Annotated in this window: 12 protein-coding genes; 6 read left to right on the top strand and 6 right to left on the bottom strand. The window is 63.6% G+C overall.

Annotated elements, in window-relative coordinates:
* Positions 1 to 9: 9 nt before the first annotated feature.
* A complete protein-coding gene (locus N5D53_RS01565) occupies positions 10 to 1,764 on the bottom strand; it encodes a phosphoethanolamine transferase CptA (RefSeq protein ID WP_104962014.1) in 1,755 nt (584 codons plus the stop codon).
* A 211-nt stretch (positions 1,765 to 1,975) separates the two neighbouring features.
* Between N5D53_RS01565 and N5D53_RS01560 the strand changes: the two genes are divergently transcribed.
* Positions 1,976 to 2,131 carry a DUF2986 domain-containing protein gene (locus N5D53_RS01560; protein WP_064493526.1) on the top strand — a complete coding sequence of 52 codons (156 nt, stop codon included), beginning with the start codon at positions 1,976 to 1,978 and terminating at the stop codon, positions 2,129 to 2,131.
* A gap of 28 nt (positions 2,132 to 2,159) precedes the next feature.
* Here the strand turns inward: N5D53_RS01560 and N5D53_RS01555 are convergent, their stop codons facing one another.
* Both N5D53_RS01555 and N5D53_RS01550 read right to left on the bottom strand, forming a co-directional pair.
* A complete protein-coding gene (locus tag N5D53_RS01555; protein ID WP_104962013.1) occupies positions 2,160 to 2,534 on the bottom strand; it encodes a hypothetical protein in 375 nt (124 codons plus the stop codon).
* Between the two features lie 201 nt (positions 2,535 to 2,735).
* On the bottom strand, positions 2,736 to 3,326 hold the full coding sequence (locus tag N5D53_RS01550) for a biliverdin-producing heme oxygenase (RefSeq protein WP_121161850.1): 591 nt from the start codon (positions 3,324 to 3,326) through the stop codon (positions 2,736 to 2,738).
* Positions 3,327 to 3,488: 162 nt separating this feature from the next.
* On the opposite strand from N5D53_RS01550, the gene N5D53_RS01545 reads away from it, so the two are divergent.
* Positions 3,489 to 3,980, top strand: coding sequence for a GNAT family N-acetyltransferase (locus N5D53_RS01545; protein ID WP_279839412.1), 492 nt, complete (start codon positions 3,489 to 3,491; stop codon positions 3,978 to 3,980).
* Positions 3,981 to 4,093: 113 nt separating this feature from the next.
* On the opposite strand, the gene N5D53_RS01540 is transcribed toward N5D53_RS01545, so the two are convergent.
* The 3 genes from N5D53_RS01540 to N5D53_RS01530 form a co-directional block, all read right to left on the bottom strand.
* Entirely contained in the window at positions 4,094 to 5,467 is a 1,374-nt protein-coding gene (locus N5D53_RS01540) for an 8-oxoguanine deaminase (RefSeq protein ID WP_029615658.1), read from the bottom strand.
* 160 nt (positions 5,468 to 5,627) lie between these two features.
* Complete coding sequence (locus tag N5D53_RS01535) at positions 5,628 to 7,208, bottom strand: aldehyde dehydrogenase (NADP(+)) (RefSeq protein WP_104962011.1); 1,581 nt, start codon at positions 7,206 to 7,208, stop codon at positions 5,628 to 5,630.
* 153 nt (positions 7,209 to 7,361) lie between these two features.
* Positions 7,362 to 8,744, bottom strand: coding sequence for an APC family permease (locus N5D53_RS01530; RefSeq protein ID WP_104887420.1), 1,383 nt, complete (start codon positions 8,742 to 8,744; stop codon positions 7,362 to 7,364).
* 282 nt (positions 8,745 to 9,026) lie between these two features.
* Between N5D53_RS01530 and N5D53_RS01525 the strand changes: the two genes are divergently transcribed.
* From N5D53_RS01525 to N5D53_RS01510, 4 genes are all read left to right on the top strand, one after another.
* The gene (locus tag N5D53_RS01525) at positions 9,027 to 9,869 is read left to right on the top strand and encodes a helix-turn-helix transcriptional regulator (RefSeq protein ID WP_010953510.1); all 843 of its coding nucleotides are present in this window, start codon (positions 9,027 to 9,029) and stop codon (positions 9,867 to 9,869) included.
* Positions 9,870 to 9,911: 42 nt separating this feature from the next.
* Positions 9,912 to 11,294, top strand: coding sequence for an aspartate aminotransferase family protein (locus N5D53_RS01520; protein ID WP_004575424.1), 1,383 nt, complete (start codon positions 9,912 to 9,914; stop codon positions 11,292 to 11,294).
* 195 nt (positions 11,295 to 11,489) lie between these two features.
* Positions 11,490 to 12,983: an aldehyde dehydrogenase gene (locus N5D53_RS01515; protein ID WP_279839406.1), complete on the top strand. Its 1,494-nt coding sequence runs from the start codon at positions 11,490 to 11,492 to the stop codon at positions 12,981 to 12,983.
* 152 nt (positions 12,984 to 13,135) lie between these two features.
* Positions 13,136 to 16,042, top strand: a complete 2,907-nt coding sequence (locus N5D53_RS01510; RefSeq protein ID WP_279839404.1) for an HD domain-containing phosphohydrolase — start codon at positions 13,136 to 13,138, stop codon at positions 16,040 to 16,042.
* The last annotated feature ends 2 nt before the right edge of the window (positions 16,043 to 16,044 follow it).

Here is a 16,044-nt window from a genome sequence, read left to right as displayed (position 1 = left end):
CCGGCCTTATTACTGCCGGGTGCTGGCTGTTTCCTGTGCCCCGTCGGCCTTGTCCTGCGGCAGCTGATCGAACTCGCGCAAGCCATCCTTGCGGTACGGATCGCCGATCCAGCGTGGTGCTGCCACGAACTGTGGACTCACCAGGCTCTTGGCCGGTTCATAGCGGTCGTAGCTCAATCCGGCCAGGTCTGACAGGGTATGGATCAGATGCGAACTGCTGTAGGGGCGGTTGGCCATTGCCTGCAAGTCACGCGGGTGTTCGGCCTGCCAGCTAGGCGAGGTCCACAGCAGGAACGGGATGGTGTACATCGGCCGGGTCGGTGCGCCTTCATTGCGCCCCAGGCGGTCGTGGTCACCGGAGCTGTACACGTCTTCACCATGATCGGACAGGTACATCAGGAACCCGTTGGGGTTGCCTGCCGCATAACGCTTGATCAGGCTCGACACCACATAGTCGTTGTAGCGCACCGCGTTGTCATAGAAGTTGTAGGTTTTTACCTGGTCCGCTGTCAGCTTGGCTGGCACACCCTGCCTGTCGTTGAAGTGCGCATAGTCGTCCGGGTAGCGGTAGCGGTAGTCCATGTGCGTGCCCAGCAGGTGCACGATGATGAACTTGTTGGGCGCAGGGTCTTGCAGGGCTTTCTCGAACGGCGCCAGCACCACGTCATCGTACTGGCGGGCATTCTGGTTGCGCTGGTTGTTCAGGTACACCGGCGCGTCTGTTTGCTGCGAGAAGGTGGTGAGCATGGTGTTGCGCTTGGTCAAGGTCTGCTGGTTGGTGATCCAGAAGGTCTTGTAACCTGCCTGTTTCAGCAGGTTGATCAGCGACGGGGCGCTGAGGAAACGGTCCGGGTTCTGCTCGTCGCCGAACGTGAGGATCTGCTGCATCACTTCGATGGTGTACGGGCGCGGCGATACCACGTCGCGGAACACGGTCAGGCCCGTATCGCTGGCGGCCAGCGCGTCGAGGTTGGGCGTGGTGTCGCGGTCATAGCCATACAGGTGCATGTGCTCGCGGGTGGTCGACTCGCCGAGCACCAATACCAGGGTGCGTGGCGCTGTACCACTGCTGTCGCGCAGGTTTTGCAGCGGTGGCAGTGCGGCATTCTGGGCCAGCAGTTTCTGCATGTTGTCCAGTTGCTGGCGGTACTGTCGGTAACCGACCAGCAACTGCCAAGGGACGGCCGGTTCCATTCGCTGCTGCACTTTTTCGAGCGCATCGGCGAAGTTGCGCTCCTGGGTGACCATCTGCTTGTAGAACGGCACGACCAGGTTGGCCACCAGCAATAGCACGACCACCGGCAGGCGACTGCGCAGTGGCAGGCTGACCGGGCGCACGCGCCGCCACAGCAGGACCGCAACCAGCGTGTACAGCACCAGTGCCAGGCCCAGCCCCACGCTGAAGTATTGGCTGAAGTACTCACCAGCCTCGGCGGTGTTGGACTCGAACATCACAAAGATGACGCTTTGTGAAAATTCCTGGCGATAGATGCCGAAGTAGCTCAGGCCCACCAGCGAAGCCGCCCACAGCACCAGACCGATGATTGCCGCGGTGGCGCGAGTGAAGCGCGGCAGCAACAGGACGGGCGCCAGCCACAGGCTGCTGAGGAACAACGCATCGCGAAAACCGGCGAAGCCGGTCGTCCCGCTGAACAGCAGCAACGCTTGGGTTACACCGGAGAAATACCAGAAGAACAGCAAGAGCCAGCCGAGGCCGGCCCAGTCCACGCGCTTGTGCGCGGCGGGGGATGTAGTGTGTGACACGTATGCCTCGTCGTACCTTGGCGGCCAGCGGTTGTGCGCGTGGCCGGAAAGGGCGTGACGCTAATCTGCGGACTGTGAAAATAACGTAAACGCGTTTAATCCTGCGACCTGCATGGCCGTAGCAGGCATACGCTGGGCCGTTCACCGCGTTTTCCCCTCGCCGCCGGGGTATGATGGCGGCAGCGAAAACGTACTGACAGGCCCCTAGACCATGAACCGTCGTAAGAAGATCAAGCAGCTATTGCAGGCGCATGCCAAAAAGGCCAGTGCCAAGCTGGCGCCACGCAAGCCCAAGTATATCTGCAAGGCGGATCGCTTGAAGATGGAGGCAGAGGCGGTGAGCGAGAGTTCCCAGCTGGCTGACTGACACCGCCCCTGCACCGATCGCATGGGCTTCAACGGCGGTAGTAATAATGCGCGTCATGATGACGCTGGCGCATGGCGCGCTCATGGCGGCGCTCCCAATCACGGCGCCGTTCCCAGTCGCGCCGCCGCTCCCAGTCCCGGCGGGCTTGTTCACGCCGCCACTGTTCGCGCCGCCAGTCGCTTCGGTGGTCGTGCCAGCGATCGTCATCATGCGCCAGGAGCGTGGCCGGCTGTTCAACGGCCACGCTGGCCACGCTCGACCAAGGGTTGCCGGCTGGCTTCAACGGTGACTGGACGGCCGGTGAAACCGGTTCGGCTGCTTTCATTTGCGTTGCCGATGCCGTGCCCACCGCCGCGAGCGAGAACAGGCCGAGCAGCACCAACCTTGCGACACGTATTTTCATGAGCGTAGCCAACCTCTGATAACGAATGAGCCATCTGGCCAGCAGGTGTGGGGGGCGAACCTTGTCTCGCGTTCCGCTACCTTTCTGTGCCTCACACATAGACAGGGAATCAAGAAAAAGTTCGCTACAGCAACAACTTGTAGAAAATCGCCGTGGCAGTTGGTGCTGTGCAGCACCCGCTAAAGGTGCCATTGCACTCGGTCAACTGCCTGCAAATACCTCACGCAGATGCCCCCGATAACTGTCGAACGCTGCAATCGCCCCCGCTACCACCTCTGCTTCCTCCTGCTCCCCCAGCACCAGGCTGTCCAGCCTGGCAACAAATTCGCGCCAATGCAGCGCTCGGCCATCCGGGTGAGGGGCCAGGTGGCGGGCCCCCTTGTCACCCTCCAGCCCAAGACGTTGCGTTTGCTTGTAGAGAAACGCCGCCCCCAGGTTCGAACCTTCACTGCAATACAGCCATCCCAGGGCCTGGGCCGAGCTGACACGGACCAGTTGGGCGGGCGTTGGCAGCGGCAGGCCGAGGTCGCGCAGGTCGGCCTGGACTGCCGCGAACCGTGACAGCGCCTCCAGCCCCGGCAGTTGCTGGTTGAGCTGTTCATCCTGATACAACGCCAACAGGCTGCCATGAAAGCGGTGCTGCACCTGCAGGAAGCGCCCATAACGCTCGCGGTTCTCGAAAGGCCGCGCTGCCATCACCAGTTGATCGACGCTGTCATGATCCCTGCTGCTGGCCGCTTTCAGGCGTTTGCAGCGGCTGGGTTCGGTGAAGGGGAAAGTTACAGCGGTCATCGGCGTATCCGTGGCAATAGAGCAAGGTCCCCATGATGCTTGCCCTCCTTGGCAGGCAGCAAGCGTCACACACTCGACCTGACCGAGTTCGCAATGATGGAGTGCAAGGTCGATGCTCATTTATCATGGCGGCTGCTTTTACCATTGCCAAGGATACCTGCCATGAGCGCCCTTCAGTTCCGCACCCCCGTTCCCGCCGATGCCGAGCGTTGCTACGCCATCGAAATTGGCGCCTATGAAGGGGATGAGGCGGCCACGCTGGAGAAAATCCGCACGCGTATCACGCAGTACCCACAAGGCTTCCTGGTGCTGGAAAGCGACGGCGAGATTGTTGGTTTCATCAACAGTGGCTGCGCCCACGAGGTCGTGATGTCCGACGAGGCCTTCAAAGAGCTGGTTGGCCATCACCCGGCGGCCGCGAACGTGGTGATCATGTCGGTGGTTGTAGACCCGGCCCACCAGGGCAAAGGCTACGCCAAACTGTTGATGAACGAATTCATCGGGCGCATGCACGCGGCGGGCAAGCAGACCATTCACCTGATGTGCAAGGAGCAGCATGTGGCCCTGTACCAGAAGCTTGGCTACCGATACGTGAAACCGTCGCCGTCGGACCACGGCGGCATGGCCTGGCATGAGATGGTCATGGACCTTTGAGTGGACATGACATCGTAGTGTGCGCTACCCGCAGCTTGCCTAGGTGACAGCGCAGCCCAAAGGGCTGCGCATGCCCTTCATTCAACCCGGCGATGCCGAGCTGATGCCTGGCCTCAAGTGCCACTGACCAGCTGATGGGCCAGCTGGTTGTGGCGTTCCAGTACGCGCGGCAGGTCGACGGTGGCCAGCTGGCCGTCTTTCACCACGACGCGGCCGTTGATCACGCTGGTATGCACCTGGGTCGGGGTGCAGAACACCAGTGCCGCCAATGGGTCATGGTGGCCGCCAGCATACGCCACATGGCCCAGGTCGAAGGCGACGAAATCGGCGACCATGCCCGGGGCCAGGGCGCCAATATCATTGCGGTTGAGCACTTTCGCGCCACCCAGGGTGGCAATCTCCAGTGCTTCGCGTGCGGTCATCGCGTCAGGGCCAAAGCCCACCCGTTGCAGCAGCAGGGCCTGACGCACTTCACCGATCATGCTGGCGCCGTCGTTGGAGGCAGAGCCATCGACCCCCAGCCCCACCGGTACGCCGTGGTCGCGCATCTTGCGTACCGGGGCGATGCCTGAGGCCAGCCGCATGTTCGAGCATGGGCAGTGGGCGACGCCGGTGCCGGTGCGGGCGAACAGCTCGATGCCGTGCTGGTCGAGCTGCACGCAGTGGGCATGCCATACATCATGGCCGACCCAGCCAAGGTCTTCGGCGTACTCGGCAGGGGTCATGCCGAACTTCTCGCGGCTGTAGGCGATGTCGTTGACGTTCTCGGCCAGGTGGGTGTGCAGCGACACCCCATACTGGCGCGCCAGCACGGCAGCCTCGCGCATCAGGTCGCGGCTGACCGAGAACGGCGAGCATGGCGCGACCACGATGCGGCGCATCGAGCCGTGGCTGGCATCGTGGTAGTCCTCGATCAGGCGTTGCGATTCCTTGAGGATGTCGGCTTCCTTTTCCACCACCGAGTCAGGTGGCAGGCCGCCTTGGCTCTGGCCCACGCTCATGCTGCCGCGCGCGGCATGGAAGCGCATGCCGATCTCGGCCGCCGCGTGGATGCTGTCGTCGAGCTTGCAGCCGTTGGGGTAGATGTACAGGTGGTCGCTGGAGGTGGTGCAGCCGGACAGGATCAGCTCGGCCATGGCGGTCTGGGTCGACACCGCGATCATCTCGGGGGTCAGGCGCGCCCAGATCGGGTACAGGTTGGTCAACCAGTTGAACAGCTCGCCGTCCTGAGCTGCCGGTACCACGCGGGTGAGGCTCTGGTACATGTGATGGTGGGTGTTGACCAGGCCTGGGATGACCACCTTGCCGGCCATGTCCAGAATCACGTCGGCGTGCTGCGGGAGGGTTTCGCTGGGGCCGACTTGCTTGATCAGGTTGTCTTCGATGAACAGGCCGCCGTTCTTGATTTCGCGGCGTTCGCCGTCCATGGTGACCAGCAGTGCGGCGTTTTTGACGAGGAGCGTTTTTGCAGGGTTTGTAGATGACATGGTGCAAGCCTGCGCAATACGCATCGGCGATTACCGATGTCATAGGCGCTCGGTATTGTAAGCAAGCTTTTTACTGATTGTATACAGCTCGAAGCGCCAGTGCCGGCCTCTTGGCGGCTATAGCCGCGAAGAGGCCGGCACGGGTTGCAGCCATGAAAGATCACACCGCCTCGCGGCTGCTCACACCCTCCAGCAACCGGGCAATCCCCAGCGGGTTAGCGTTTTTCAACGCATCCGGCAGCAGTGCGTCCGGGTAGTTCTGGAAGCACACCGGGCGCAGGAAGCGGTCGATGGCCAAGGTGCCGACCGAAGTGCCGCGGGCGTCGGAGGTGGCCGGGTAGGGGCCGCCATGCACCATGGCATCGGAAACCTCCACACCGGTCGGGTAGCCATTGAGCAGCAAGCGCCCGGCCTTGCGTTCCAGCAACGGCACCAGTGAGGCAAAGGTGCGCAGGTCGTCAGGTTCGGCAATCAGGGTGGCAGTCAGCTGACCTTGCAGGTGACGCAATGCTTCGGCCAATTGCTGGGCATCGGCCACTTCAACCACCACGGTGCTAGGGCCGAACACTTCTTCCTGCAACAGCGGGTCGCCATTGAGCAGCAGGCTCACGTCGGCCTTGAACAACTGCGGCTGAGCCTGGTTACCGGTTTGCGGTTGGCCGGCCAGATGCTGGATACCCGGGTGCGCCAGCAGGTGCTGCACAGCGTTCTGGTAGCTGCGCAGGGTGCCAGCGTTGAGCATGGTCTGCGGGCTCTGGTCGGCCATGCGTGCCACCAGCGTTTGCAGGAAATGCTCGAAGTGTGGCGACCGGATACCCACCACCAGGCCCGGGTTGGTGCAGAACTGCCCGCAGCCCAGCACCACCGAGGCGGCCAGCTCGGTCGCCACCTGTTCACCGCGAGCCTGCAGAGCCTGCGGCAGCACGATCACCGGGTTGATACTGCTCATTTCGGCGAACACAGGGATCGGCTGCGGGCGCGCTGCGGCCATGTCGCACAGGGCGCGGCCACCGCGCAGCGAGCCGGTAAAGCCGACCGCCTGAATGGCTGGGTGCTTGACCAGTGCTTCGCCCACACCGGCACCGTAGATCATGTTGAAAACGCCTGCCGGCATGCCGCTGCCGGTCACTGCACGGTCGATGGCCGCGGCCACTTGGGCCGCAGTGAGCATGTGCCCGCTGTGTGCCTTGAACACCACCGGGCAGCCGGCGGCCAGCGCCGAAGCGGTGTCACCGCCAGCGGTGGAGAAGGCCAGTGGGAAGTTGCTGGCGCCGAATACGGCCACCGGGCCCACGCCGATGCGGTACTGGCGCAGGTCCGGGCGCGGCAGTGGGGTGCGCTGGGGCAGGGCGCGGTCGATGCGTGCAGCGTAGAAGTCGCCACGCCGTACCACCTCGGCAAACAGGCGCAGCTGGTTGCTGGTGCGGCTGCGTTCGCCGCGGATGCGTGCTTCAGGCAGTGCGGTTTCGCGCATCACGTCCTGGATGAAGTCATCACCCAACGCGTCCAGTTCGCTGGCGATAGCGTCGAGAAAAGCGGCGCGCTGGTCCGGGTGGGTGCTGCGGTAGCTCGGGTAGGCCACCTCGGCGGCCTGGGCGGCGGCCTCGACTTCATCGCCAGTCGCCTGGTGGAAGGCGTAGGGCAGTGTTTCACCGGTGTGGGCGTCGAGGCTGTGCAGCAGCACGTCACCGTGGCCACTGAGCTGGCCGGCGATGTGGTTCAGGCGGTGTTCGATGGACATTTCGTTTCCCGTTGGCAATGACAATCGTTGGTCAGGACTGTAGGGGGCGAACGGGGGGCTGAATAATGATTAATACGGATCGGGCGATAACGAGCAGTTATCACCCGGGTTCTCGCGATGCCCTGCAGGAGCGGTCATGCAAGGCGTCAGGGCTCACTCGGCCATCTGCAACTCTGGCAGCTTCACGCGCAACGCCCGGGTCAGCCCCAGTAGCACCAACAGGCCCAGGCCCATCCAGCACAGGCCGATGGTGAACGACAGGCTGGTCAGGCTGCTCCATAGCCACAACGTGCTGAGAAAGCCCAGGCCGGGAATGGCGCCGTACAGCAGGTAGTTGCGGCAACCGCGCAGTTTCTGGTCAACCAGGTAGTGCTTGACCACCGCCAGGTTCACCGCCGAAAAGGCGAACAGTGCGCCAAAGCTGATCATGTTCGCCACGGTATCCAGGGTGATTACCAGGGCGATCAGCGACAGCAGGCTGACCACCAGGATGGCAGTGGCCGGCACGCGCTTTTTCGTCACCAGCTGGCCGAATGCCCGCGGCAATGCGCCGTCGCGACCCATGGCGAACAGTACGCGCGACACGCTGGCCTGGGACACCATGGCCGAGGCGAAGCAGCCCGCCACGTAGGTAGCGGTGAAGGCGGTTACCAGCAGCTCGCCGCCCACCCGGCGCATCACGTCCACCGACGCCGAATCCGGGTCGGCGAAGCTGCCCCAGTCGGGGAACACCATCTGCGCGCAATAAGACACCACCAGAAACAGCAGGCCGCCGATCAACGACACCGCCAGAATCGCCACGGGAATGCGGTAGGTCGGGTTACTGGTTTCCTCAGCCATGGTCGACACCGCATCGAAGCCGAGGAACGACAGGCACAGCACGGCGGCGCCGGTCATGATCAACGGCACGCTGAAGCCATCGTGGTGCAAAGGGGCCAGCAGCGACACCGGCTCCGCCTGTCCGCTGAGCTTGAGAATGGACAAAGCGACGAAGACGATGATGAACACCAGTTGCACCACCACCAGGATCCAGTTGACCCGGGTGATCGACTCGATGCCGATCAGGTTGAGGAAGGTGACCAGGGCAATGGAACCCGCTACCCACACCCAGGCATGGATGGTCGGGAAGTATTCCGACATGTAGATGCCGATCAGCAGGTAGCTGAGCAGCGGTAGAAAGATGTAGTCGAGCAGCAGTGTCCAACCGGTGATGAAGCCGATATGGCTGCCGAAGGCCTTGCGCGTGTAGGTGTAGACCGAGCCGGAGTAGGGGTGGGCCTGGACCATGCGGCCGTAACTGTAGGCGGTCAGCAGCATGGCGGCGAGCGTTAGCAGGTAGGCGGTGGGCAGGTGCCCTTTGGTCATCTGGGTGACCAGCCCGTAGGTGGTGAATACGGCCAGGGGCACCATGTAGGCCAGGCCAAACAGCACCAGGGCGGTCATGCTCATGGATTTGCGGAAGCGGCCGGTGCTGGTGCCGGGTTGCGAGGGTGCATGCGGGGCGGGGCTATGGGCTGTACTTGTTGTTGTATGCATTGCTAACTCCTGAAAAGGGATGCAGGACACCGCGGCAGGCGAGCAGGCTCGCGACCGTCAGGTGTTGTGCAAGGAGGTCGAGCCGAAAGCTCGCAGCGCTGGGGCGGGTTGATGCTCCCACACCCTGCAGGCACCCGGAATCACCCTTTGGGGTGAGCGGACACAGCCCTTGCCCGGCTCACCCCAAAGGGTGATTCCGGTGCCTGCAGCGCCGTGGGAGTATCTGCTCAACGACGCACCGCACTGGCGGCGGTGCCACTGAGAAGAAACGGCAGGCTTACAGTGACCAATCAATTGCTTTCAGAACAATGGTTCGAGCACCAGGCCAAGGTCACCGAGGCGATCGGCCGGCCGGGCTTTGCCGCCAGCCTGTTTGCAGCACTGGGTGTGATCCGGCCGATCCAGGCGACCACGGTGTACCTGTACCCGCACGACGGCATGCCCTGTGCGCTGTTCGAGCAGGATGACAAGGCGCCCTGGCAGCCCGAGGGCAATGTCAGCCGCTACCTGTCGGGCTTCTACCTGCTCGACCCGTTCTACGGTGCTTGTGTGGAACAGGTCGAATCCGGCTGCTACGGCCTGTTCGAAGTGGCACCCGACCACTTCGAGGTCAGCGAATATTACCAATCGTTTTACCGCCACTCGCACCTGGAGGATGAACTCAACTACATCCTGCAGGTGGCGCCCGGGCAAAGCCTGGCGGTGTCGCTGGCCTTCACCGACAAGCTGGATGGGCAAAGCCGCACGCGGTTCGGGCTCATCACGCCTTGGGTGCTGGCGGTACTCGGCAAGCATTTTGCCGGGCTGGACAGCCGCGCAGGGCGCTTCGAGAACATCCTCGAACAACGTATCCATGCCGCGCTGAACAACTTCGGCAGCTCGCTGCTGACCGAGCGTGAATGCCGTATCGCCCAGCTGATCCTGCGTGGCCACTCGACCAAGTCGCTGGCCGAGCGGTTGGGAGTGTCGGAGGACACCATCAAGTCGCACCGCAAGAACGTCTACGCCAAGCTCGACATCGGCACCCAGTCCGAACTGTTCTCCCTGTTCATCGATGCACTGGCCAATGCCCAGGGCGTGCTGGGCAAGGACCCGCTGGAAAGCTACATGGGCAAGCTGCGCTGAGCGCCAGCTGCCCTGCAACCCCACCGCAAAGGAAAACCAACAATGAACGCGCCTTTCGCCCCGCAACGCCAGACCCGTGACTATCAGGCAGCCGATGCCGCCCACCACATTCATGCCTTCCTCGACCAGAAGGCGCTGAACGCCGAAGGGCCGCGGGTGATCGTCGGGGGCGAACGCCTGCACCTGTGGGACAGCGAGGGCAAGCGTTACCTGGATGGCATGTCCGGCCTGTGGTGCACCCAGCTCGGTTATGGCCGTCGTGACCTGACGGCCGCCGCAGCCACGCAGATGGATCAGCTGGCCTACTACAACATGTTCTTCCACACCACCCACCCGGCGGTGATCGAACTGTCCGAACTGCTGTTCAGCCTGCTGCCGGGGCACTACAGCCACGCGATCTATACCAACTCCGGCTCCGAGGCCAACGAGGTACTGATCCGCACCGTGCGCCGCTACTGGCAGGTGGTTGGCCAGCCAGGCAAGAAGGTCATGATCGGCCGCTGGAACGGCTACCATGGCTCGACCCTGGCGGCCACGGCGCTGGGCGGGATGAAGTTCATGCACGACATGGGCGGGTTGATTCCGGATGTGGCACACATCGACGAACCCTACTGGTACGCCGAGGGCGGTGAACTGACCCCGGCCGAGTTCGGCCGCCGCTGCGCCCTGCAGCTGGAGGAAAAGATCCTCGAACTGGGTGCCGAAAACGTTGCCGGCTTCATTGCCGAACCCTTCCAGGGGGCCGGCGGCATGATCTTCCCGCCGGAAAGCTACTGGCCGGAAATCCAGCGTATCTGCCGCCAGTACGACGTGCTGCTGTGCGCCGACGAGGTGATCGGTGGCTTTGGCCGCACCGGCGAATGGTTCGCCCATGAATACTTCGGCTTCGAGCCCGACACCCTGTCGATTGCCAAGGGCCTGACCAGCGGCTATGTGCCCATGGGCGGCCTGGTGCTGAGCAAGCGCATTGCCGAGGCGTTGGTGGAACGCGGCGGGGTGTTTGCCCACGGCCTGACCTATTCCGGCCACCCGGTGGCGGCGGCAGTGGCCATCGCCAACCTGAAGGCGCTGCGTGACGAAGGCATCGTGCGCCAGGTGAAGGACGACACGGGGCCGTACCTGCAGCGCATCCTGCGGGAAGTGTTTGCCGACCACCCATTGATCGGCCAGGTGCAAGGGGCCGGACTGGTGGCGGCGCTGCAGTTCGCCGAGCACAAGCCGACGCGCAAGCGCTTTGCCAACGAGAACGACCTGGCCTGGCAGTGCCGCACCTTTGGTTTCGAGGAAGGGGTGATCATTCGCTCGACCCTGGGCCGGATGATCATGGCCCCGGCCTTGATTGCCAACCACAGCGAGCTGGATGAGCTGGTGGAGAAGACCCGGATAGCCGTAGACCGCACGGCGCGGCTGGTCGGCAAGCTCTAAGCCGCTGACAAGGGCAACGCACTTCCCTGTGGGAGCGGGCACGCCCGCGAACACCGGCGAAGCCGGTGCCATCCACCGTGTCGCCTGATTCGCGGGCATGCCCGCTCCCACAGAGGGAGTGCGGCGTGCTTGCGGACTGTGTGGTACCTGTTACTTGCGCAAGAAGGACCGCCACGACGGTCGTCTGGAGTACAAATGTACACTCTCGAATTCTGGCAACAACGCGCCTCGGACCTCTACCTTCCGGCCCATGCACTGATCGACGGCAAACCCGTCAACGCACAGGATGGCGCCACCTTCGCTGCCATCAACCCCGCCACCAACAACGTAATGGCACAGGTTACCGCCTGCGGCCATGCCGAGGTCGACCTGGCCGTCGCCAGCGCCCGTCGAGCCTTCGAGCAAGGCCCCTGGCCGCGCATGGCGCCTGGCGAGCGCAAGAAAGTGCTGCTGCGCCTGGCCGAGCTGATCATGGCCCATCGCGAGGAGCTGGCCCTGCTGGACTCGCTGAACATGGGCAAGCCGGTGATGGATGCCTACACCATCGACGTGCCGGGCTCTGCCCATGTGTTCGCCTGGTACGGCGAGGCGCTGGACAAGCTGTATGACCAGGTGGCGCCCACTGCTGCCAATGCGCTGGCCACCATCACCCGCGAAGCACTCGGTGTGGTCGCGGCCGTGGTGCCGTGGAACTTCCCCCTCGACATGGCCGCGTGGAAGCTGGCCCCGGCGCTGGCTGCCGGTAACAGCGTGGTACTCAAGCCCGCCGAGCAATCACCGTTTTCGGCCCTGCGCCTGGCCCAACTGGCGCTGGAAGCGGGGTTGCCGGAAGGCGTACTGAACGTGGTGCCGGGCCTGGGCGAGCAGGCCGGGCAGGCGCTGGGCCTGCACCCGGATGTGGACTGCCTGGTATTCACCGGCTCCACCCAGGTGGGCAAGTACTTCATGCAGTACTCGGCGCAGTCCAACCTCAAGCAGGTGTGGCTGGAGTGCGGCGGCAAGAGCCCAAACCTGGTGTTCGACAACTGCCAGGACCTGGACCTGGCTGCGGAAAAGGCCGCCTTCGGCATTTTCTTCAACCAGGGCGAGGTGTGTTCGGCCAACTCGCGGCTGTACGTGCAGCGTGCCATCCACGATGAGTTCATCGAGCGGCTGCAGGCCAAGGCTCGCCAGTGGCTGCCCGGTAACCCGCTGGATCCGGCGAGCCGCGCCGGGGCCATTGTCGATGCCGGGCAGACCGGCCGCATCGAGGCCGCCATTGTGCGTGCCGGGCAAGAGGGCGCGCGATTGGTGTGTGGCGGCCGACGCCTGACCATCGAAGGTTCGGACAACTACATCGAGCCGACCATTTTTGCCGGTGTCGAGGGCCGCATGAGCCTGGCACGCGAGGAGGTGTTCGGCCCGGTACTGGCGGTCAGCGCCTTCGACACCGAAGAAGAAGCGGTGCGCCTTGCCAACGACAGCATCTATGGCCTGGCAGCCTCGGTGTGGAGCGACGATTTCAACCAGGTGCACCGGGTAGCGCGGGCCTTGAAAGCCGGTACCGTATCGGTGAACACGGTCGATGCGCTGGATGTGACGGTGCCGTTCGGTGGGGGCAAGCAGTCGGGGTTTGGCCGCGATCTGTCACTGCATTCGTTCGACAAGTATTCGCAGCTCAAGACCACCTGGTACCAGTTGCGCGGCTGATGCCCTGATCATGGCCCACGTCGCCTGTGTCGCGGTACAAAGCCTTGCACGCTCGTCTGTAAACGTGTTGCCGGCCCGGCAGAACGCTCACGCGCACTCTACACTGCTGCAGACATCAGCCAAGGCAATGTGCCGCACATGGAGTACCTGGGATGGGCTGCGTGTCGACGAGGCGTGTTGTTGGCAATACAGGACGTGGTATTTCACTGCAGTGGCTGGTGGCGCTGGCTATCGTGCTGGGCATGCTGCTGCTCGGCGCCGCCCTGGCCTGGCAGGGCTATCGCGGTATTCGCCAGACCCTCGTGGCTGCTGCTGGCGATGCTGCCCAGCAGGTTGCCAAGACCATCGATGAGCGCGCCAGGCGCCTGATCGAGCCGGCGCAAAGCAGCATCCGCCTGCTTGCCCACAACACGACGCTTCACACCCAGGCACAGCGCATGGATCGGCTGCCACAGCTGGTGGAAATGCTGGACGCCAACCGCATGCTCAGCGCCGCCTATCTGGGTTACCCCAGCGGCGAGTTCCTGCTGGTGCGTCGCCTGCATGACCCGCAGCTGATGCAGCGTTTCGCCGCTCCACCGGGCACGGCTTTTCTGGTGCAGAGCGTCAGCCATGGCGACGGCGCCAAGGTGCAGGGCGAGTGGCGCTTTTATGATCGGGCGCTGAACTTGTTGCAGGCCCAGGCCAAACCTGACTATCGCTACGATCCACGCCTGCGCCCCTGGTTCGCTGAAGCCACGGTACAACCCTCTACTGTGCTGACGCGCCCCTATGTGTTCTTCACCACCCGCGAGGTCGGCTTGACCATGGCCCAACGTAGCGTCGACGGTGGGGCCGTGATCGGCCTGGACGTTTCGGTCAATGACTTGGCCAGTGAGATTCAGGACCTGCGCATGACCCCGGGTACCGAGATCGTTGTGGTCGATGACCAAGGCGATGTTGTGGCTTATCCGGACCCGCAGCGGGCAATCGTGCACGATGGGCAAGGCGTGCGCCTGTCACGTGTCGCCGAGCTGGGCGCTCCCAGCCTGGCGCAGCTATACGCTGACCTGCCGAAGGGCAACCAGCCTCAGCCTTATCAGGTGGACGGCCAGACCTGGTATGGCATTCGTGTGCAGCTGACCACCCTGGCCGGGCACGACTTGCACGTGCTGATTGCCGTACCAGGCCACGAGCTGCTGGTGGGGGCACGCAAAGTCTTGTTCGAGCAGTTGCTCTGGACCGTGGCGCTGATGGCCGTGTTGCTGGTGCTCGGCGGTGTGCTTGGCCGGCGCATTGGCCGCCCGCTGCGGCTGTTGCGCGAGCAGGTTCAAGGCTTGGCCAGCTTTGATTTCAGCCGTGAAGTGGGCGTGCACTCGCGGGTTTCCGAGGTGCGCGAGTTGAGCCGCGTGCTGAGCCGCATGTCCGGTACTATTCGCCACTTTCAGGCGATTACCCTTGCGCTCAGCCGCGAGCGAGACCTGGAGCGCATGCTCGATGGCGTGCTGAGCCATCTGGTAGAAGCTGCCGGGGGCGACGCCGGCGGGGTTTACCTGTACGACGCTGAACAGGCTTTGCTGCGCCTGGCCGCCTCGTGCCGCGGTGAACACTACCCAAGCGAGCTGGCAGTGGATGAAGGCGCCCGGCAGCACTTGGCTGCAACAGTGACCCAGGCCCTCGGCCTGCACGAGCGCAGCCTGGCCGTGGTGCTTAATGACCGTAGCCGGGCACTGTTGGGCATCCTGGTCCTGCAAATGGGCGAAGAGCAGGCGCAGGAGCGGGTGGGCGAGGCATTCCGGCGCTTTGTCGAGGAATTGTCCGGAGTGGCTGCGGTGGCTATCGAAACCCGCCAGTTGGTCGAAGCCCAGCAACGCCTGCTGGACGCCATGATCAAGCTGCTGGCAGACGCCATCGATGCCAAGAGCCCCTACACCGGTGGCCACTGCGAGCGGGTGCCTCAGCTGGCGCAGATGCTGCTGGATCAGGCAGTGGCAGCCGACAGCGGCCCGTTCGCCAGCTTCAGCATGACCGAGGCAGAGCGATACGAGTTCCATGTGGCAGCCTGGCTGCACGATTGTGGCAAGGTCACCAGCCCCGAGTACGTGGTGGACAAGGCGACCAAGCTGGAGACCCTGTACAACCGCATTCACGAAGTACGCATGCGTTTCGAAGTGCTGTGGCGCGATGCGGAGCTGGCTTATTGGCAAGGCCTGGCCAGCGGCGTCGACCAGCAGGTACTGAAAGCCGCCCTGAGCCGAAGCCAGGCCGAGCTGCAGGACGACTTCGCTTTCGTCGCCCAGGCCAACATCGGCGGCGAGTTCATGCAGGACACCGATATCCAGCGCTTGCAGGTGATCGGCAAGCGCCGCTGGCTGCGCCATTTCGATAACCGCCTGGGCATCTCCCGTGACGAGGCGGAACGCCTTGTTGGCGTGCCGCAGCCTGAACTACCGACAGAGGAGCCATTGCTGGCCGACCGCCCCGAGCACTGCGTGCCCTGGGGTACCCGCACGCCGCCGGTGGTGAAGGGCGACCCGCGTAATATCTGGGGGTTCGACATGCACCTGCCAGGCCACGCCAGCAACTACGGCGAGCTGTACAACCTGTCGATCCGCCGTGGCACGCTGACTGACGAAGAACGCTTCAAGATCAACGAACACATCGTGCAGACCATCATCATGCTCAGTGCACTGCCGCTCCCGCGCCAGCTCAAGCGGGTACCCGACATCGCCGGCAACCACCACGAAAAGATGGACGGCAGCGGCTATCCGCGCCGGTTGGACGGGCAGGACCTGGGCATTGCCGAGCGAGTGATGGCGATTGCCGACATCTTCGAAGCACTGACGGCAGCAGACCGGCCATACAAACCCCCGAAGACGCTGTCCGAATCGGTGAAGATCCTGGTGGCCATGGCCCGTGAGGGGCACGTCGACGGGCAACTGCTACAGCTGTTCCTCAGCAGCGGGGTATACCGCCAATATGCCGAGCGCTTCCTGCGCACCGAGCAGATCGACGAGGTGGATGTGGCCTACTGGCTGGCGCAAATTCAGGAGCGCAGCGCGGCGAGACCTGTGAGCTGAGG

It is taken from the genome of Pseudomonas sp. GD03862, assembly GCF_029840855.1.
Classification (GTDB): domain Bacteria; phylum Pseudomonadota; class Gammaproteobacteria; order Pseudomonadales; family Pseudomonadaceae; genus Aquipseudomonas; species Aquipseudomonas alloputida.
This window is presented reverse-complemented; position numbering and strand designations above follow the sequence as displayed.

Coding starts and splice junctions, on each gene's coding strand:
- N5D53_RS01520 (WP_004575424.1), top strand. CDS start 9,912: ATGAACGCGCCTTTCGCCCCGCAACGCCAGACCCGTGACTATCAGGCA.
- N5D53_RS01535 (WP_104962011.1), bottom strand. CDS start 7,208: ATGTCCATCGAACACCGCCTGAACCACATCGCCGGCCAGCTCAGTGGC.
- N5D53_RS01555 (WP_104962013.1), bottom strand. CDS start 2,534: ATGAAAATACGTGTCGCAAGGTTGGTGCTGCTCGGCCTGTTCTCGCTC.
- N5D53_RS01510 (WP_279839404.1), top strand. CDS start 13,136: ATGGGCTGCGTGTCGACGAGGCGTGTTGTTGGCAATACAGGACGTGGT.
- N5D53_RS01540 (WP_029615658.1), bottom strand. CDS start 5,467: ATGTCATCTACAAACCCTGCAAAAACGCTCCTCGTCAAAAACGCCGCA.
- N5D53_RS01530 (WP_104887420.1), bottom strand. CDS start 8,744: ATGCATACAACAACAAGTACAGCCCATAGCCCCGCCCCGCATGCACCC.
- N5D53_RS01515 (WP_279839406.1), top strand. CDS start 11,490: ATGTACACTCTCGAATTCTGGCAACAACGCGCCTCGGACCTCTACCTT.
- N5D53_RS01560 (WP_064493526.1), top strand. CDS start 1,976: ATGAACCGTCGTAAGAAGATCAAGCAGCTATTGCAGGCGCATGCCAAA.
- N5D53_RS01550 (WP_121161850.1), bottom strand. CDS start 3,326: ATGACCGCTGTAACTTTCCCCTTCACCGAACCCAGCCGCTGCAAACGC.
- N5D53_RS01545 (WP_279839412.1), top strand. CDS start 3,489: ATGAGCGCCCTTCAGTTCCGCACCCCCGTTCCCGCCGATGCCGAGCGT.